Below are 19,069 nucleotides of genomic sequence, written 5' to 3' on the forward strand. Positions count from 1 at the left end.
CAAAGGGCCGTGCCCTTGCCCCAATGGCGGAATTCCGCTAGGGGCGGCGCTAACATGACCCTTTCCCGATCACAGGTGACCCCATGACACGCGGCATTATGGCGACACTCGCCAAGCAGATTTCACCGCCCAATCTTTCCATCATGCAGGATGAGGGCTTTACCGTCTCCCGCGTGCGCACGGAGCTGCTGTCCGGCCTGACCGTGGCGCTGGCGCTGGTGCCCGAGGCGGTGGCCTTTGCCTTTGTCGCCGGGGTGCATCCGCTGGTGGGGCTCTATGCGGCCTTTATGGTGGGGTTGATCACGGCTGTGTTCGGCGGCCGACCGGGCATGATCTCCGGCGCGACGGGCGCCTTGGCGGTGGTGATGGTGGCGCTGGTCGCGCAGCACGGGGTTGAATACCTCTTTGCCACCGTGGTGCTGATGGGGATCCTGCAGATCATCGCCGGTGTAATGCATTGGGGCAAGTTCATCCGGCTGGTGCCGCATCCGGTGATGCTGGGCTTTGTGAACGGTCTGGCGATTGTGATCTTCCTGGCGCAGCTGACGCAGTTCAAGGATCCGAGCAACACTGAGGCCTGGCTGGCGGGTCCGCAGCTGATGATGATGCTGGGGCTGGTGGGGCTGACCATGCTGATCATCTGGGGCACGCCCAAGATCACCGCAATCATCCCGGCACCGCTGGCGGGGATTGGCATTGTGGCGGCGCTGGTGATTGCTTTTGGGATCAATGTGCCGACCGTTGGCGACATGGCGTCCATCAAAGGTGGTTTCCCGTCTTTCCACAATCCGTTTGGCACGGGTGAGGGGCTTTATGGCACCGCCCTTGCGCCCTTCACGCTGGAGACGCTGTGGATCATCCTGCCCTATGCGGTCATTCTGGCGGCGATTGGTCTGATCGAAAGCCTGCTGACGCTGAACCTGGTGGGCGAGATCACCGGCAAGCGCGGCGGGGCAAGTCAAGAGTGCATTGCGCAGGGCGCGTCCAATGTGGTCACAGGCTTCTTTGGCGGCATGGGCGGCTGTGCGATGATCGGCCAGTCGATGATCAATGTGAAATCCGGTGGCCGGACGCGGATTGCGGGCATTGCCGCGGCGCTGTTCCTGCTGGCGTTCATCGTTGTGGCCTCACCGCTGATTGAACAGATCCCGCTGGCCGCACTGGTGGGCGTGATGTTCATGGTGGTGATCGGCACCTTTGCCTGGAACAGCTTCAAAGTGATGACCAAAGTGCCCTTGATGGATGCCTTTGTCATCGTGCTGGTGACCGTGGTGACGGTGATGACCGACCTTGCGATTGCGGTGGTTGTCGGTGTGATCGTCTCGGCGCTGGCCTATGCCTGGAACAATGCGCGCCGCATCCACGCCTATACCCGCGAGTCCGAAAGCGACAAGGGCGCCAAGGTTTACGAGATCGAAGGGCCGCTGTTCTTTGGCTCCACCGATGGGTTCATTGAGCTGTTTGACGTGGCGAATGACCCGGATCACGTGATCGTGGATTTTGCCCGCAGCCGTGTGGTGGACCAATCCGCCTTGCAGGCGATCGAGACGCTGGCGGGTAAGTATGAGGCCGAGGGCAAGGCTGTGGTGCTGCGCCACCTGAGCCGCGACTGTCATCAGTTGTTGACCAGGGCGGGCCATCTGATGGTCGATAGCGATGACGACCCGGACTATCAGGTTGCGGTCGATTACTCGGTCAAGACCGGGATCCTAGGCGGCCACTGACGCGCGCCGGATTGGCAAAAACAAAACCCGCGGCCCCAAGGGGGGCGCGGGTTTTGTCGTTTTCGGGGGGTGTTCCGGCTGGGTGGCTGATCCGCGATCGGCCCCGGTTCAATCCGGGGCCAGAGCCTCCAGCATGTCGAGATCCCCGGCCAGCAGGGCCGGTTCTGCGCGGCTGATCAGATCGGCTGGCCAATCCCACCACTTCAAAGCCAGAAGCCGAGCAATCTGCGGCTTGGAAAACCGGTGCCTCACGGTGGCGGCGGGATTTCCGGTGGCGATGGCATAGGGCGGGATGGAGCCGCGCACCACCGCGCCTGCGCCAATGATCGCCCCATCGCCGATTTTTGCACCGGGCAGGATCATCGCGCCATAGCCGATCCAGACGTCATTGCCCACGATAGTGTCGCGGGTATCGGGTTGAAACCCCGCCATCTGGGTCTGGTCAAACACCGGAAAGGGATAGCAGCTGAGGCCATCCTGCGCGTGATTGGCGGAGGCGGTGATGAAGCGCACGCTGTCTGCGATCTGGCAGAACTTGCCAATCACCACCCGTTCGCGGGATCCGGCAAAAAGATAGGGAGCCAAGCGGCTGGCCCAGTCCGATGGCGGCTCAAAGGCGGAGGCATAGCTATAGGCACCGATGGTGAAATTCGGGTGGTCAATCGCCTCGGCCAGCATCACGGTGCCTGCGTGCGCGGTACCGTCGGGCAGAGTGATGGGATTGCGGCGCCTTGGGTCGGGAAGGGGCATTGCAGGGCCTCATTGGTCGGGGCGGGTGAGGGAAAAGAGATCTCGGACAACAGAGTAGTCGCGATAGCCAAGGCGTGCCAGCGGCTGGAACCGGGTGACATCAAAGGTGCCGTCGTTCAGACAGCTGTCATCCAGATGGACGCCGACCACCTCGCCGAAGACCACCTTGTTGGCAGCGCCGGGCAGGGTCACGATCTGCGTCAGTTTGCATTCCAGCGCGGCGGGGGCGGCGGCGACGCGGCCACAGCTGATGGTCTCGCAATCGGCCATCTTAAGCCCTGCATGTTCGAACTCATTGATGTCCTTTGGCAGCGGTGCGGAACTGGCGTTCATCGCATCCCGCAGCGCATAAGACACCACATTGACGCAGAACACGCCGGTCTCCTCGATATTGGCGACGCTGTCCTTGGTGCCGTCGCGATCTGCCTTGGCGGAGGTGGAGGCGAACATCACCTGCGGCGGTTCATAGGCGACCGCGTTGAAAAAGGAATAGGGCGCGAGATTGTTGCCGCCGTCCGCTCCGCGTGACGAGATCCAGCCGATGGGGCGTGGGGTTACAATGGCGTTGAAAGGGTTGTGCGGCAGGCCGTGGCCATCTTCTGGGCGGTAGAACATCTGCGGGTCTCCAATGACTGGGCGAAGGCGGTAGCGCGCTGGTTTTGCTCGCGGATCCGGTCGCCGGGGTTTGCCCAAGGCTTACGCCCGTGTTAGGCCGATGACCAGCCTGCCGGGAGAGATTGCCGCGCGCTGTGGGACAAAGCCCGCAGGTGCGACAGTCACGATCCGTGTCGGCAGGGACGGCGACGGGCGTGGAGGCAGGGCGGCGTGATTGAATTGAAGGCAGAGCAGCCCGAGGACCGGTGGGAGGTCGAGGCGCTTTATGATCTGTGCTTTGCGCCGGGGCGCGAGGCGCTGTCGTCTTATCGCCTGCGCGAAGCCGTGCCGCCGGTCAACGGGTTGAGCCAGGTGGCGCGGGACGAGGGCGGCATTCTGGCCGGGGCGATCCGGTTCTGGCCAGTGCGGATCGGCGATGCGGCATGGCCTGCGCTGCTGCTGGGGCCGGTGGCCGTTCACCCGACCCATCAGGGGGAGGGGCTGGGCGGTGCGTTGATCCGCGACAGCCTTGCCAAGGCGGCAGAGCGTGGCTGGAGCCGGGTCTTGCTGGTCGGGGACGCGCCGTATTATGTCCGCTTCGGCTTCACCCCATTGTGCGGGGTCGACATGCCGCCGCCGACAAACCCGGACCGGGTGCTGGGGCTGGAACTGGTGCCTGAAAGCTGGGCGAATGTGCACGGTCAGGTGCTGCGCTGGAGCGGGCCGCAGACGCCGGGCTGAGGTGTTTGGTGGCGGCGGCGAACGGCTGCTATCTTGAAATACGGGGCGGGAATACAAACATTTTCTGCAACAAGAGGTGCGCTATGAGTGAGATCCTGACCCCTGATACGGCCCTAAATACAGACCTGACCAAGCCGCTGGACGCTGCCGCCGTGGAGGCGGAGCTGACGGCGTTGGCGGAGCGTTATCGCGCGGCCGGTGGGCTTGGGATCCAGATCCTGAACCTTCTGGGCGGCTCTGTTGACGGGCTTTTGGACAAACTGCCCGCCCCGGTGCGGAGCCGGTTGGATGGCGCCACCGAGCAAGCGCTGCAATTGGCGATGCAGGGGGCCAGCGGGTCTCGGCGGGTGCTGCCGGACCAGCCCTCCGGTGTCAATCGCGCGGTGAGTGCTGCGATGGGCGCTGCGGGGGGGATGGGCGGTCTGCCGGGCGCGCTGGTGGAGCTGCCTGCGACAACGGCGTTCCTGTTGCGCAGCATACAGGGGGTGGCCGCCGAAGAAGGTTTTGATCCCGAGGCAGATGGCGTGCGCTTTGACTGTATCCGGGTGTTTGCCTCAGCGGGGCCGCTGGCGGCGGATGACGGCGCTGATCTGGGGTTTCTGTCGCTGCGGCTGGGGCTGACCGGCGGCGCGGTGCAAAAGCTGATTGCCCAGGTGGCGCCCCGGCTCAGTGTGGTGCTGGGCCAGAAGCTGGCGGCACAGACCGTGCCGGTGTTGGGGGCTGTTGCCGGGGCCACGACCAATTTTGTCTACGCGGGCTACTATCAGGAAATGGCGCGGGTGCATTTCGGGTTGCGCCGGCTTGCTGTTGCGGCGGATCAGCCGCATGAGGTTCTGGTTGCGCGGTTGCAGGACCGGCTGTTGGCGCCGCGTTAGATCGTCCATCGCGGCCCGAACCTGCGGCACCGATGTGACGTGAACTGTGGCGCGGGCGCTTCTGCCCTTGCACTTCGGGGGATTGAAGATTTAATCATCCCCTCCTGATAAGAGTGATGGTGATGATACAATACGCTCTGAAATGCGCCGAAGGGCATCGTTTTGACAGCTGGTTCCAGTCGGCTGCCGCTTTTGACAAGTTGGCAGCGGCAGGGATGGTGTCCTGCGCGCATTGCGGCTCCAGTCAGGTTGAAAAGGCGATCATGGCGCCGCGGGTGCGCCCCGGCCGCAAGGCCGTGTCCCCGGTCGGGGAGGCCGAGCCGAGCAATGCGGCTACGCCCGCCAAGACGTCGCCAGCTGCGCCAGCCACCGCGGCGCCGTCACGCCCACCGGCGGCGGTGGCACCTGGAGCAGGCGCGCTGAGCACCCCGTCGGGAGAGTTGGAGGCGGCGGTGGCCGAGCTGCGGCGCAAGGTCGAGACAAATTCAGATTACGTCGGTAAGGATTTTGCCAGTGAGGCGCGCGCCATGCATTTGGGCGACACACCAGAGCGGGCGATCCACGGTGAGGCCAAGCCGGAAGAGGCAAAGGCGCTGATCGAGGAGGGCGTGCCGGTGCTGCCGCTGCCTTTCCTGCCCAATAGAAAAACCAATTGAAGGAAGACCGTTTATGCATGTCGTCGTGACAGGAACCAGCCGGGGCATTGGCCGTGAATTGGTGGCCAAGCTGCGGGAGGAGGGGCACGAGGTGACCGGCACCTCGCGCGATCATTCCTCTGGTGTGCGACTGGATGTGACTGATCCCGGTCAGCAGGCGCGGTTTGCCGCGCAGCTGAAGGGGCGTCCGGTGGATCTTCTGGTCTGCAATGCCGGGGTCTACCTCGATAAATCGATGGCGCTGGAGGATTACTCGGCTGAGGTTTGGGGCAAGACGCTGGCGGCCAATGTCACCGGTGTCTTCCTGACGGTGCAGGCGCTGTTACCGAACCTGCGGTTGGCGGCGGATCCGAAGATCGCGATCATTTCCTCGCAGATGGCGAGCCACGCCCGCGCGCCCGGCGGCAGCTATGCCTATCGCGCCTCAAAGGCGGCGGCGCTGAACATCGGGCGCAATCTGGCCACTGATCTGCTGCCCGAAGGAATTGCCGTCGGGATTTATCATCCCGGCTGGGTGCGCACCGATATGGGCGGCGATGAGGGCGATATCTCGGTGCAGGAATCCGTGGCTGGGCTGATGCATGAATTTGATGTGCTGAGCACGGAAACCACCGGCTGTTTTCACACCTGGGACGGGCGTATCCACGCCTATTGATCCGCGCCGCACACGCCGTTGCGCAGGCCTATCTGGATATATGAAAAAAGGCCGGAGCAGATGTGCTCCGGCCTTTGTTGATTTTTTGGAGTGCCATAGCAGCGGCTGATCACTCCCAGCAGCTGACCAATACGGTCATACCGCTGGCCTGACGGGTGAGGGCGCCAACGGGCAGGGCCGCGGCCCCGGCGCTGGCGTCTGTGACGGTCACCCCGGCGCTGCTCAGCGCGCTGCGCAGACTATCGGCGTTGGCGGCGAAGCTGACGCCGTCGGGCAGCTGCGTGGCGCCTTTGCTCTGGCTCAGCAACATGCCTTGGACGGCGCCATCAGTGGTCAGCACCGGACCGCCTGCATCGCCTGGCTGGCTGGTTAGTTGCAGACGCGCGACACCTGTGTTGCCGCTGAGGTCTTTCACATCCTGCAGGCTGCCCCAGCTGAGGCTGGGAGCGCCCAGAACGCCCTCATAGGAGAAACCGGACACGGCGATATCGGACTGGAGGCGCGCGGAGGCGCTGGCGAGAGCGGCAACGGCCATCGGAGCGAGCGGCTCAACCGGGCGCAACACGGCAATCCCCGCGGCACTGTCGTTGAAGACAACCTCGGCCTGATATTCGTGATCCAGCGTAACCCGGGCGCAGCCCGCAACCACATCAGAGGTGGTCACAACGCTGCCCTTGGCATCGACATAGAAGCCCGAGCGCGACAGGCGCGGTTTGCGCACGTCGAGACCGGAGACCAGATCGACATTCTGCGGTGCATCGGCCCCGGCGGCGGGGTCAAGTACGCCATCAATACGTTCGAAGCTGTTTTGCATCTCGGCCAGGACACGGGCGCGGCGATCATCATCGCCCATCGGCCAGACCAGCGTGAAGCCTTTGATCTCGCCGTTGGCGAGCCGGGCCTCGGTGTAGGAGACGATACCATTGCCACGCCCTTCAAGGGTGAAGCTGTTGCCGCTGCGCTGGCGCGGGCCGTCCAGCGGCACGATCTTCAGCGTCTGCATGATGTCATAAAGACCATAGAGCGTGCGTTTGTCGCCGGGCTGGCTGATCAGGAGGACCTGCGCGCCGAGATCACCGCTGCTCTTGAACAGGGCGAAGGGTGATTCATAACGGTCAAAGGTGACCTCACCAGCGGGGATGTTTAGCGCGATCCCGGCCTTTGTATCCGTAAGCGGGGCCATACCGACGGAGATCAGCGGCGCGTTGTATTCATCCATCAGGGCCTGACGCTGGGCGGTGGTCAGCACACCGGTGGGCGCATAGCCACGCGCCGACTGCCAGTCCGACATGGACCCACGGGTGCCACGACCAAAGGCCCCGTCGATGGTGGAGGTGTAGAACCCGGCCGCCTTCAGCGCGATCTGCAGATCTTTGCGTTCTTCGCGGGTGAGGCGGGATTCGCTGCGGCGGGCCTCGGCGGGGGTTTCATCAGGCAGCAGTGTCTGGGCGGAGGCTGCCGGGTCTGCCGGCGCCTCGGTCACCACTGCGGGGTCGATGGGTTCCAGAACCGGGCTTTCGACGGTGGGCTGCGTTTCGGTGTTTGCGCTGGCGGCTGTCGGGTAGAACTGATTGCCAAGGTTGCGGCCAAAAGCGATGAAACTGTCGCGCGGGATCTGACGTTCGGCGCGGTAGACCTGCAACACCCGATCCGCATCGTTGCGCGCATAAGGGCCAAGCACGATACCGTACCAGCCACCGCCGAGTGCGAAACCGGAGACATCGGGCAGGCGGGCGGCAAACTCCTGCGCCTCGGCCTGGGCTTCGCGCAGCGAGGCGCGGGCGGCGATTTGGATCCAGACGGTGTCCTGTGCGGATTGTTGGGGGCTGGTCTGGGCGGTGGCAACGCCTGAAAAGGCGGATGCCAGCGCCATCAGGGACAGTGCCAGCGTAGCAATCAAAGTCTTCATCAAAAGGCCTCTATCGGGTGATCGGTCGTTGGCGCGCACATAACCACTTTCGCGGCGCGAAGGGAACTCCTCTTCGCAGGGGGAAAACCGGGGCGCTGATGCCAAATTCGGGCTTTGACGTTGGCCTGACGGGCGTTTGCCGATGGTCTGACTGGCCGCTGACGGGAGTAAGCGGGCCAGTGGGGGCGCTTCGGGGCGGTTGCACGGGCCTGTGCCGCGATGCGCCGTTGACCCTAGGCCGGGGCTTGCATAGGAAGAACCCCGGATTTGCTGCCCCCATAGGGAAGAAACATGACCGACACCAAAGGCGCGCCGCGCTCATTCCAAGAGATCATCCTGAGGCTTCAGACCTACTGGGCTTCCAAAGGCTGCGCCATTCTGCAGCCCTACGACATGGAGGTGGGTGCCGGTACCTTTCACCCGGCGACAACGCTGCGCGCGCTTGGCACCAAGGCCTGGGCCGCGGCCTATGTGCAGCCCTCGCGCCGCCCGACGGACGGGCGCTATGGTGAAAACCCCAACCGGTTGCAGCACTATTACCAGTATCAGGTGCTGATCAAACCGTCGCCGCCGAACCTGCAGGAGCTGTATCTCGGCTCGCTGGAAGCGATCGGTGTCGATATGGACATGCACGACATCCGTTTTGTCGAGGACGACTGGGAAAGCCCGACGCTGGGCGCCTGGGGTCTGGGCTGGGAAGTCTGGTGCGACGGTATGGAAGTTTCGCAGTTCACGTATTTCCAGCAGGTTGGCGGCCACGACTGCCATCCTGTATCGGGTGAGCTGACCTATGGTCTGGAACGTCTGGCGATGTATATCCTCGGCGTTGATCACGTGATGGACATGCCGTTCAACGACCCGGATGCGATGATCCCGCTGTCCTATGGCGATGTGTTCAAGCAGACCGAGGAAGAATATGCGCGCTGGAACTTTGACGTGGCCAACACCGAAGTCCTGCTGCGCCATTTTGAGGAGGCCGAAGCCGAATGCGCCGCCATACTGGCGCAGGAGCATATCGACCCCAAGACCGGCAAACGCATCGTCATGGCGCATCCCGCGTATGACCAATGCATCAAGGCCAGCCATGTCTTCAACCTGCTGGATGCGCGCGGGGTGATTTCGGTGACCGAACGTCAGGCCTATATCGGTCGGGTGCGGGCGCTGGCCAAACAATGCGCCGACGCCTTTGTGCAGACCGAAGCCGGCGGCCACGCGGCGTAAGCCGCGCCGCGCTTTCACGAGGAGTCCACGGATATGGGCAAGTTCCTTTCGCTGATCCTGATCCTCTCTGGTCTCGTGGCCGGGGCGGCGATGTATTACCTTCAGGTCTATGGGTTCTACGAGGACGTCGCGCTGCAGCCGGGCCGCGATGTGATGTTGATGCCGCTTGGCGATGGAGAGCCGTTGCCGATCCGTTACAGCGGGTTTGAGGCGATTGACGCCGAAAGCTCTCCCATTCGTTACCGCGCCTGTTTTGCCACCGATCTGAAGCCCGAAGAGCTGGCGCAGCTGTTTGTGCTGTCGGATCAAAAAGAGCCGCGCAATGCGCCGGGTTGGTTTGACTGCTTCGATGCCGAAGCCATTGGTGCAGCTCTGGCAGAGGGGCGCGCCGAGAGCTTCCTGTCGGTCAAGAACATCTCCTACGGCGTGGACCGGATCGTGGCGGTGACCGACGCCGGGCGCGGCTATGTCTGGCACGAGCTGAATGACTGCGGCCAGAAAGCCTATGACGGCACCGTTGTGGGTGAGGAATGCCCGCCCCGGCCCGAGGCTGGCGAGGGGAACTGATGACCACCTGCGCCCTGTCTGCCCTTTCTCTTCTTATTGCTGCGCCCGGATGCGCGGCCATCCGTAAGGACATCTGATGCCTGATCTTCTGATTGAACTGTTTTCCGAGGAAATCCCGGCCCGTATGCAGGCGCGTGCGGCGGAGGATCTGAAAAAGCGTATGACCGATGGTCTGGTTGAGGCGGGTCTGACCTATGCCGGCGCTCATGCGCTGTCGACGCCGCGTCGTCTGACGCTGGCCATGGAAGGTCTGCTGGAGCATTCCCCAACCGTGCGCGAAGAGCGCAAAGGGCCGAAAGTGGGCGCACCGGACAAAGCCATCGAAGGTTTCCTGCGCGGGGCGGGTCTGACCCGTGACCAGCTGGAGGAGCGCGACACCCCCAAGGGTGCGGTCTATTTCGCGCTGATCGAAAAGCCGGGCCGCCCGGCGGCAGAGATCATTGCCGAGGTGCTGGAAGACACCATCCGCAATTTCCCCTGGTCCAAATCGATGCGCTGGGGCACCGGAACTTTACGCTGGGTGCGCCCGCTGCAGTCGATCCTCTGCATTCTGTCGAAGGAAGACGGCGCTGAGGTGGTGCCGCTGGATATCGACGGCATTGCATCGGGAAACACCACCTACGGCCACCGTTTCATGGCGCCCGATCAGATCACCGTCACCGGGTTTGATGACTATGCTGCCAAGCTGAAGCGCGCCCATGTGGTGCTGGATCCGGCGGAGCGGGAAGCGGCGATCTGGCAGGAGGCCACCAATCAGGCCTTTGCCAGCGGTCTGGAGGTGGTCGAGGACAAGGGGCTACTGGCGGAGGTCGCTGGTCTGGTGGAATGGCCGGTGGTGCTGATGGGCGCCATTGACGATGAATTTCTGGCCCTGCCGCCGGAGGTCCTGCAGACCTCGATGAAAGAGCACCAGAAGTTCTTCTCCGTGCGCAATCCCAAGACCGGGCGGATCGAGAAATTCATCACCGTTGCCAACCGCGAGACCGCAGACAATGGCGCAACCATTCTGGCGGGCAATCAAAAGGTGCTGTCGGCGCGTCTGGCCGATGCGAAGTTCTTCTGGGAGAACGATCTGCGCACGGTGACCGAACACGGGTTTGAGCCTTGGGTTGCGAAGCTGGGCAATGTCACCTTCCACAACAAACTGGGCACACAGGCGGCGCGGATTGACCGCATCGCTGCACTGGCGCGGGAGATCGCGCCGGTGGTTGGCGCGGATGCCGATCTGGCAGAGCAGGCGGCGCGGGTGGCGAAGGCGGATCTCAGCTCGGAAATGGTCTATGAATTCCCGGAGCTGCAGGGCCTGATGGGCCGCTATTACGCAGAGGCGGCTGGCCTGCCGCAAGAGGTGGCCAATGCCTGTGAGGCGCATTATTCGCCGCTTGGCCCGTCTGATGATGTGCCGACAGAGCCGGTGTCTGTTGCGGTTGCATTGGCGGACAAGCTGGACACGCTGACTGGGTTCTGGGCGATTGATGAAAAGCCGACCGGGTCAAAAGACCCGTTCGCCCTGCGCCGCGCCGCGCTGGGGGTGATCCGGCTGGTGCTGGAGAATGATGTGCGGATGGGGCTTTACGGTCCAGCTCTGCAGTCATTTGCACGCCGTGACGGTTCTCAGACAGGAAGCGCCCGGACAAATGCCCTTGAGGAGCTTGCTAATGCCGCGCTAAAAGTAGGGAGCAAAGACGCAATTGATGCCGCGAAGAAATCCGCACAACCTCTTGATCCAGAGGCTGTCGACAAGTTGGCAGACACGTCGTTTAAAAGAGCATTTTCTATTGTTTCCGACCTCCTTTCCTTCTTCCACGACCGCCTGAAGGTCTTCCTGCGCGATCAGGGTATCCGCCATGATGTGATCGACGCCTGTATCGCGATGGAGGGCAATGACGATCTGACGCTGCTGGTGAAACGGGCGCGGGCGCTGGAGGATTTCATGGCCTCCGAGGATGGCCCCAACCTGTTGCAGGGCTTCAAGCGGGCCAACAATATTCTGGCGCAGGCCGAGGAGAAGGATGGCGTCGAATATTCCTATGGTGCGGATAAGAAATTCGCCGAGGACGACAGCGAGATTGCCCTGTTTGATGCGCTGGCGACCAGCGAGGGGGCGATCTCTTCGGCCATCGAAGCCGAAGATTTCGCGGCTGCCATGGGCAGCATGGCGGCGCTGCGCGCACCGGTGGATGCGTTTTTTGAGGCGGTGCAAGTGAATTCGGACAATGAGGTGGTGCGCCGCAATCGTCTGAACCTCCTCAGCCAGATCCGCAAAGTCTGCGGGCAGGTTGCCGACCTCAGCCGCATCGAAGGTTAAAGGCGCCGCAACAGGCCGCGCGGCTGCACCCGTCGCATGAATGACAGTCTTAAAACCCGGCGCGACCTGAGGGGCGCGCCGGGTTTTCTGCTTTTTCGTGGGGTTGCTGCGTGGCGGCCGTGCTTTTCCTTGCGGGAACGGGGGACGCGGCTATGCTGCATGGCAAAGGAAAGGCGCCGCAGTGCAGAAAGATGATCAGGACATGGCCCAGACGCCACAGAATGAGGCACCGGATTCGGTGTTGATCACCCCGGTGGCGCCTATTGCCAATTCCACCCATGGCGGGCGGGCGAAATGCCTGCAGCGCCTGGTGCGGCTGGATCTTCCGGTGCCGCGGACCGTGGCGTTGTCGTTTCAGGCGGTGCATGGCATTGCCCAGGGCGATATGCCCGATATGGCGGCGATTGTTGAGGCGTTTCCAGCGGATGCGCTGCTTTGTGTGCGGCCCTCGTCACAGGACCCGGATTGGGGCGGACCCGGCGCGATCCTGAACATTGGCATGAATGACGCGCGCTATGTCGATCTCTGTGACAGTCTGGGGCGTGACGGCGCGGCGGCGCTCTATCTGCGGTTTGTGCAGTCTTATGCGGTGCATGTGGCGCGGCTGGATCCGGATGTGTTTGACGATGTCGAGGACGGCGGGCCGGATGCGTTGAGCGAGGTGCTGCATGCCTATGAGGCGGAGACCGATGAGCCGTTTCCGCAGGACCCGGCGGAGCAACTGGCGGCGGTGCTGCGCTCCATGGCGCGGGCCTGGGAGGGCACCTCGGCGCGGTTGTTGCGACAGGCCAAGGGCGCGCCTGCGGATGCGGGGCTGGGGCTGGTGGTGCAGGAAATGGTGCCGGGGTTTGGTCAGGGCGAATGCGGCTCGGGCGTGTTGCAGCTGGTCAATACCAAGACCGGCCAGCCGCAGATCACCGGGCGCTACCTGAGCCAGAGCCAAGGGCGCGATGCGCTGGGGGCTGGGGCCGAGGCGCTGTTTCTGGAGCGGGATCCGCGCGGGCCCTCGCTGGAGGACTCTGCGCCGGAAGCCTTTGCTGATCTTAAATCCCATGCGCGGCTGATGCGGCAGCGCCTGCGTGAGGAAATGCAGGTGGAATTTGTGGTCGTCAGCGGCGCGGTGCATATCCTTGACGGGGTGCGCGTCACCCGGTCGGCGCAGGCGGCGGTGCGGATCGCGGTGGCGCTGGCGGAGGATGGTATCATCCCGCGTGCGGAAGCGATCATGCGGGTGGATGCCCATATTTTGACCGAGCTGCTGCACCGGCAGGTGGCTCCGGATGCGACTCGTGACGTGATTGGCCATGGCATTGCCGCTAGCCCCGGTGCGGCCACCGGGCGGCTGGTGTTTACGGCGGCGGAGGCGCAGGCCAGTGCGGCGCGGGGCGAGCCGTGCATTCTGGTGCGGCGCGAAACCTCCCCCGAGGATGTGCGCGGCATGCATGCCGCGATTGGGGTGCTGACGGAACGGGGCGGCATCACCAGCCATGCGGCGGTGATTGGCCGGGGGCTGGGGCTGCCCTGTATCGTGGGTGCCTCCAACCTCAAATTTCACAGCAAACGCAAACAGTTGGTTGCGACGGACGGGCGTGTATTGACGCGTGGCGATACCATCACGATTGATGGCAGCAGCGGCGAGGTTCTGGCCGGGCAGCCAGAGATGCTGGAGGCGGCGGAAGATGGGGCGTTCCAGACATTGCTGACCTGGGCAGATGAGGTGCGCGACATTGGCATCCGCGCCAATGCGGATACGCCGGAAGATGCCGAAACCGCGCGCAAGTTCAATGCGCAGGGGATCGGCCTGTGCCGCACTGAGCATATGTTCTTTGATCCCGGTCGGTTGACGGTGATGCGCGAGATGATCTTTGCCGAGACCTCGGAGGGCCGCGCGGCGGTGCTGGCGCGGCTGTTGCCGATGCAGCGGGAGGATTTCTTTGCGCTGTTTCGCATCATGGAAGGGTTGCCGGTCTGTATCCGGCTGTTTGATCCGCCCTTGCATGAATTCCTGCCGACCTCCAAATCCGGGCAGCGTGAACTGTCTGAGGCGCTGGGCATCCCGGTGAGCGATGTGACCCGGCGGGTTGAAGAGATGGAAGAATACAACCCCATGTTGGGCCTGCGCGGCGTACGGCTGGGGGTGACGGTGCCGGAGATTTACGACATGCAGGCGCGCGCCATCTTTGAGGCAACGCTTGATGCCTCCAAGGAAGGTGATCCGGTGGTGCCGGAGATCATGATCCCGCTGGTTTCTGCCAAGCGCGAGGTTGAGCTGGTGAAGGCGCGCATTGATGCGGTGGCGTTGGCAGTGAAGGCCGAACGGGGTGAGGATTTTACCTATCGTCTTGGCGTGATGGTGGAGACCCCACGGGCGGCGCTGCGGGCCGGTGAAATTTCACCGCATACCGCGTTTTTGAGCTTCGGAACCAACGATCTGACACAGATGACCTACGGCATGTCGCGCGATGACGCCGGGCGGTTCATGTCGGCCTATGTCAATCAGGGGGTCTTCCCTGAGGATCCGTTTCACGTGCTGGACACCGATGGTGTGGGCGAGCTGCTGAAACTGGGGGTGCAGCGGGGGCGGGCGGAAAACCCGGATATCACGCTGTCGATCTGTGGGGAGCATGGCGGCAACCCCGAATCGATTGCGTTTTGCCGCGAAGCAGGGTTCGATTACGTCTCCTGTTCCCCGTTCCGGGTGCCTGTGGCGCGGCTTGCTGCAGCGCAATTGGCGATTTCCAGCCAAACCGGAAAATCTCCACGCGAATCCTTAAAATCCTAAGGAAAACAAGGGGCTTTCTCAGCCGCAGGATATGCGGGCGGATTGACGCCTACCCAGCGGTCAGCGGGGTGCGCTGTCCCGTCGCTGGACGTTTGCAGGGATTTCCACTAGGAGGTGCGATCGCGTGACGTTGGGATGGCCGTGCGCGACCTTTCTAGTGGGGATACCCTGATGAAGATTCTGACAGTAGCTGCCGTGTTTGCTGCCGCCTTGGCAGCAGCCAAAGATGTATATGCGGATTCCGGTTTGGACGCGCTGTTCAAACGTGAGCAATCCACCCTGAACGCCGTGCCAACAGGGCGTTTGAACAATTTTTTCAACTTCAACCGCTCTGGCAAAAAGGCCAAGCCGACCGAAGTTAAATTCACCAAGGCCTGGTTGGACACCATTCCTGCCGCCAAAGGGGGCGATAATTTCGCCTGTCTTGCTGAGGCGCTCTATTTTGAGGCGCGGGGCGAGACTGTGAAAGGGCAGTTTGCCGTTGCCGAAGTGATCATGAACCGAGTCAAATCCTCGCAGTTTCCCAATAGTCTCTGCGCGGTGATCAATCAGGGCACAGGTCGCAAATACCAGTGCCAGTTTACCTACACCTGTGATGGCCACAAGGAAGTGATCCGCGAAAAGACGGCGTTTGAGCGGGTCTCAAAAGTGGCGCGTCTGGTAATGGACGGGGCAACCACCGGGATCACCGATGGCGCCACCTATTATCACACCACGGCTGTGCGCCCGCGCTGGAGCAAAAGCTTCACCAAGACCGCGCGGATCGGCGTTCATCTGTTCTACCGGGATGACCGGTTCCGGACCGCGCTGAACAACTAAGGCGTGTTTTGCGGCTTGACTGCCGAGGTGGAAACCTCGGCAGCGCCGCTTTCGGCCACTGGTATGGCGCATGAAGGCCTGTTATGCGGGCGCCGCATGTTTATGCTGGAACCTCACCGCCAGATAGCCAGTTCAGGGGCCCGTTCGTCATGTCGTCAGAAATTCGTCTCGCATTTGCGCACCCTTCGGAACGGTCGGAGGCCACGGCTTCGCGTGGACCGTTGGACCGGATTTCGCTTCGAGATCATACGGTAGAGGTCGAGATCGGCGCCTTTCAGGCGGAGCGCGGCACGACCCAGCGGATCTGCTTCAACGTGGTTGTCGAAATTGCGCCGCTGCCTGCGGATCTGGACGATGATGTCGACCGCATCCTGTCCTATGATCGTGTGACTGAGGCGATCGCGCATGAATTGTCGGAAGAGCGGTTGAACCTGCTGGAGACCCTGGCGGAGCGGGTTGCGGAGCGGATCCTTCTGGAACCGCAGGCGGTGCGCGCCTTTGTGCGGATCGAAAAGCTGGATCGCGGCCCCGGCGCGCTGGGCGTCGAGATTGTGCGCGCGCGCGATCAGGTTGCCAGCGAGGTGGACAGCGAAGAGCGCCCGCACCCACGGCTGATGTATCTGTCCAACAGCGCCATCGACAGCGACGGGTTGAGTGGTTGGATTGACCAGATGCAGTGCCGCCAGCGTCCGCTGATCCTCTGTGTCGGCGCGCATGAGCTGGCAACACCGCAAACGGGTCACAAATGGACCCAGCGGCGGATTGATCTGCTGGCCATTGAACAGAACGCCTGGCGTCTGGCCGCAAAGGATGACCGCTGCGTTGTGGTTTCCACGCGGACAGAGCTGGACTGGGCCATGAAAAACGGGCAGATTTGCGTCTGGGCACCGTCAAAAATCGTTTTGGATGCGGTAGATGGCCCTTCGGCTGCGCCTTCGGAAGCGGTGGCGTTGGCTGCGTGGTTCGCCGCCACATTCGAGGCTGGCGAAATGATCGTGATTGGCGCTGCACTGCCTGACAATCCGGGGGTGCCACTGCGCGCTGTGGATGTGGAGCAGACCCAACTGTGAGTTATTACCGACCGCTGGTTCAGCACGGGGAAAACCGCCCCGAGGGAGCATTGTCGCTGATCAGTGGCGCTCTTTGGTTTACCCAAGTCGAAGTGCTGGACCGCGGCGCACCGCCACGGCTGATGCCTGCGGGTCTGCTGCCCGAGGATGTGCGGCATCGGCTGACGGCACGGCGGGCGACGATTGCCGGGCTGGATATGACCCAGCCACAGATCATGGGCATTCTGAATGTAACGCCAGACAGTTTTTCCGACGGCGGCCAGCATGATGAGGTCGGCACGGCCTGCGCGGCTGCGCTTCAGATGGTGGCGAATGGGGCCAGTATTATCGATGTTGGCGGCGAATCCACCCGCCCCGGCGCCGAGCTGGTGCCTGAGGAGGAGGAAATCCGCCGCACCGCGCCGGTGATTGCCGCGATCCGTGCCGGGTCGCAGGTTCCGATTTCCATCGATACCCGCAAGGCCGTGGTGCTGGCAGAGGCGCTGGAGGCTGGCGCGAGCCTCACCAATGATGTGTCCGGCTTTACCTTTGATCCGGCGCTGGCGCCATTGACGGCGCAGGCCGGGGTGCCCGCCTGTATCATGCATGCGCAGGGCGATCCCGCGACGATGCAGGACAGTCCCGCCTATGATAACGTGTTGCTCGACGTTTACGATTTCCTCAAGGCGCAGATTGACCGGCTGGAGGATATCGGCGTTGTACGTGAGCAGATCGTGATCGATCCCGGCATCGGCTTTGGCAAAACGCTGGAGCACAATCTGACCCTGTTGCGGAACCTTAGTCTGTTTCACAGCCTTGGCTGCCCGATCCTGCTGGGCGTCTCTCGCAAGGGGTTCATCGGTAAACTGGGTCATGAGCCGGATGCCGCCGCCCGTGCGCCTGGCTCCATCGCGGTAGGGCTTGCAGCCCTGGCCCAAGGCGTGCAATTCCTGCGGGTGCATGATGTTGCTGAGACGGCGCAGGCGGTTCGCCTGTGGCAGGCCGTCCGATAAGACCCCGACCGAAAGGGCTGATATGCGCAAATTCTTTGGCACTGATGGCGTGCGCGGCACTGCCAATATCCACCCGATGACTGCAGATATGGCGCTGCGCATCGGCGCTGCCGTGGGCCGGTATTTCCGGCGCGATGCCTCCGGTGTGCACCGGGTCGTGATTGGCAAGGATACCCGCCTGTCCGGTTATATGTTCGAAAGCGCGTTGACGGCAGGGCTGACCTCGACCGGGATGAATGTGCTGTTGCTTGGCCCGGTGCCGACCCCGGCCGTTGGCCTGATGACACGGTCGATGCGGGCTGATCTGGGCGTGATGATTTCTGCCAGCCACAATCCGGCGGCGGACAATGGCATCAAGTTTTTCGGCCCCGATGGGTTCAAACTGTCCGACACCGTCGAGATGGAGCTGGAAGCCCTGATTGAAGCGGGTGTTGAGCCTGCGCAGGCACAGAACATCGGGCGCGCCAAACGGATTGATGATGCGCGGTTTCGGTATGGTGAGAGGGTCAAGAGCTCCCTGCCGCGTGATATCCGTCTTGATGGGCTGAAGGTCGTGATTGATTGCGCCAATGGGGCGGCGCACCGGGCCGCGCCAGAGATCCTGTGGGAGCTAGGCGCGGAGGTGATCCCGGTGGGGGTTTCACCGGATGGCACCAATATCAACCGCGATTGCGGATCGACCCATCCGGGCACGGCGGCGGAGACCGTAGTGGCCCATGGTGCCCATGTTGGCATCTGTCTGGATGGTGATGCGGACCGGGTGATCCTGATCGATGAGACCGGCAAGGTGGCCGACGGCGATCAGTTGATGGCGCTGTTGGCAACACGCTGGGCTGAGGACGGTGTGCTGGCGGGGAATGCGCTGGTGTCGACCGTCATGTCGAACCTTGGGCTGGAGCGACATCTTGCGGCGCGGGGCATCGACCTTCAGCGCACGGCAGTCGGCGACCGCTATGTGGTGGAGCGGATGCGTGAGGGCGGGTTCAACCTTGGCGGTGAGCAATCCGGCCATATCGTGATGACGGATTATGCCACCACCGGTGACGGGTTGATGGCCGGGCTGCATTTCCTGGCGGAGATGGTGCGCGCTGATAAACCGGCCTCTCAGCTTGCGCAGCAATTTACACCGGTGCCGCAGCTGTTGAAAAACGTCCGCTTTGCTGCCGGCCAGACGCCACTGGAGAGCGATCAGGTCCAGGCGGCGATCAAGGTTGCAGAGGAAACACTGGCCGGACAGGGGCGTCTGTTGATCCGTAAATCAGGCACTGAACCGCTGGTTAGGGTCATGGCTGAGTGCGAAGATGCCGAGACGCTGACGGCAACGGTGGATAGTGTGGTTGCTGCGGTTGAGGCAGCGGTCGCGACCTAAAGCGGTCTCTGGATTGCGATATGAAACACAGGAATGG

15 protein-coding genes and 2 pseudogenes are annotated in these 19,069 nt (G+C 62.8%); 14 read left to right on the forward strand and 3 right to left on the reverse strand.

Annotated elements, in window-relative coordinates:
* Nucleotides 1-83: 83 nt before the first annotated feature.
* On the forward strand, nt 84-1,724 hold the full coding sequence (locus phaeop14_RS02815) for a SulP family inorganic anion transporter (protein WP_040181941.1): 1,641 nt from the start codon (nt 84-86) through the stop codon (nt 1,722-1,724).
* Between the two features lie 108 nt (nt 1,725-1,832).
* Here phaeop14_RS02815 and phaeop14_RS02820 read toward each other — a convergent pair whose 3' ends face one another.
* Both phaeop14_RS02820 and phaeop14_RS02825 read right to left on the reverse strand, forming a co-directional pair.
* A complete protein-coding gene (locus tag phaeop14_RS02820; RefSeq protein WP_096788697.1) occupies nt 1,833-2,474 on the reverse strand; it encodes a CatB-related O-acetyltransferase in 642 nt (213 codons plus the stop codon).
* Nucleotides 2,475-2,483: 9 nt separating this feature from the next.
* Nucleotides 2,484-3,089: a flavin reductase family protein gene (locus tag phaeop14_RS02825; protein WP_096788698.1), complete on the reverse strand. Its 606-nt coding sequence runs from the start codon at nt 3,087-3,089 to the stop codon at nt 2,484-2,486.
* 210 nt (nt 3,090-3,299) lie between these two features.
* Here phaeop14_RS02825 and phaeop14_RS02830 point away from each other — a divergent pair, with 210 nt between their 5' ends.
* The 4 genes from phaeop14_RS02830 to phaeop14_RS02845 all read left to right on the forward strand — a co-directional run bounded on the left by phaeop14_RS02830 (nt 3,300) and on the right by phaeop14_RS02845 (nt 5,995).
* Nucleotides 3,300-3,809, forward strand: a complete 510-nt coding sequence (locus phaeop14_RS02830; RefSeq protein ID WP_096788699.1) for a GNAT family N-acetyltransferase — start codon at nt 3,300-3,302, stop codon at nt 3,807-3,809.
* Nucleotides 3,810-3,892: 83 nt separating this feature from the next.
* Nucleotides 3,893-4,684 carry an EcsC family protein gene (locus phaeop14_RS02835; protein ID WP_096788700.1) on the forward strand — a complete coding sequence of 264 codons (792 nt, stop codon included), beginning with the start codon at nt 3,893-3,895 and terminating at the stop codon, nt 4,682-4,684.
* Between the two features lie 122 nt (nt 4,685-4,806).
* Nucleotides 4,807-5,340 carry a DUF1178 family protein gene (locus phaeop14_RS02840; RefSeq protein ID WP_096790209.1) on the forward strand — a complete coding sequence of 178 codons (534 nt, stop codon included), beginning with the start codon at nt 4,807-4,809 and terminating at the stop codon, nt 5,338-5,340.
* A gap of 13 nt (nt 5,341-5,353) precedes the next feature.
* Entirely contained in the window at nt 5,354-5,995 is a 642-nt protein-coding gene (locus tag phaeop14_RS02845; protein ID WP_024098218.1) for an SDR family oxidoreductase, read from the forward strand.
* Between the two features lie 109 nt (nt 5,996-6,104).
* Here phaeop14_RS02845 and phaeop14_RS02850 read toward each other — a convergent pair whose 3' ends face one another.
* Nucleotides 6,105-7,904 (reverse strand): serine protease, encoded by a 1,800-nt coding sequence (locus phaeop14_RS02850; protein ID WP_096788701.1) that lies wholly within the window; start codon nt 7,902-7,904, stop codon nt 6,105-6,107.
* 291 nt (nt 7,905-8,195) lie between these two features.
* On the opposite strand from phaeop14_RS02850, the gene phaeop14_RS02855 reads away from it, so the two are divergent.
* From phaeop14_RS02855 to glmM, 9 genes and pseudogenes are all read left to right on the forward strand, one after another.
* Complete coding sequence (locus tag phaeop14_RS02855) at nt 8,196-9,125, forward strand: glycine--tRNA ligase subunit alpha (RefSeq protein WP_096788702.1); 930 nt, start codon at nt 8,196-8,198, stop codon at nt 9,123-9,125.
* A gap of 33 nt (nt 9,126-9,158) precedes the next feature.
* Nucleotides 9,159-9,692: a DUF6446 family protein gene (locus phaeop14_RS02860; protein ID WP_040172174.1), complete on the forward strand. Its 534-nt coding sequence runs from the start codon at nt 9,159-9,161 to the stop codon at nt 9,690-9,692.
* 124 nt (nt 9,693-9,816) lie between these two features.
* A pseudogene (gene glyS, locus phaeop14_RS02865) lies at nt 9,817-11,502 on the forward strand (glycine--tRNA ligase subunit beta); the annotation flags it as partial.
* A pseudogene (locus tag phaeop14_RS20050) lies at nt 11,476-12,000 on the forward strand (DALR anticodon-binding domain-containing protein); the annotation flags it as partial. The pseudogenes glyS and phaeop14_RS20050, both read left to right, overlap by 27 nt.
* 202 nt (nt 12,001-12,202) lie before the next feature.
* Nucleotides 12,203-14,782: a putative PEP-binding protein gene (locus phaeop14_RS02870; protein WP_096790210.1), complete on the forward strand. Its 2,580-nt coding sequence runs from the start codon at nt 12,203-12,205 to the stop codon at nt 14,780-14,782.
* A gap of 135 nt (nt 14,783-14,917) precedes the next feature.
* Nucleotides 14,918-15,601 carry a cell wall hydrolase gene (locus tag phaeop14_RS02875; RefSeq protein WP_040172181.1) on the forward strand — a complete coding sequence of 228 codons (684 nt, stop codon included), beginning with the start codon at nt 14,918-14,920 and terminating at the stop codon, nt 15,599-15,601.
* A 149-nt stretch (nt 15,602-15,750) separates the two neighbouring features.
* A complete protein-coding gene (locus phaeop14_RS02880) occupies nt 15,751-16,671 on the forward strand; it encodes a dihydroneopterin aldolase (protein WP_040181954.1) in 921 nt (306 codons plus the stop codon).
* Entirely contained in the window at nt 16,668-17,663 is a 996-nt protein-coding gene (gene folP, locus phaeop14_RS02885; protein WP_096788704.1) for a dihydropteroate synthase, read from the forward strand. The genes phaeop14_RS02880 and folP overlap by 4 nt, the downstream gene beginning before the upstream one ends.
* Before the next feature lie 22 nt (nt 17,664-17,685).
* Nucleotides 17,686-19,032, forward strand: a complete 1,347-nt coding sequence (glmM, locus tag phaeop14_RS02890; RefSeq protein ID WP_096788705.1) for a phosphoglucosamine mutase — start codon at nt 17,686-17,688, stop codon at nt 19,030-19,032.
* Nucleotides 19,033-19,069 lie beyond the last annotated feature (37 nt).

This window comes from Phaeobacter piscinae (assembly GCF_002407245.1).
GTDB classification, from domain to species: Bacteria; Pseudomonadota; Alphaproteobacteria; order Rhodobacterales; family Rhodobacteraceae; genus Phaeobacter; species Phaeobacter piscinae.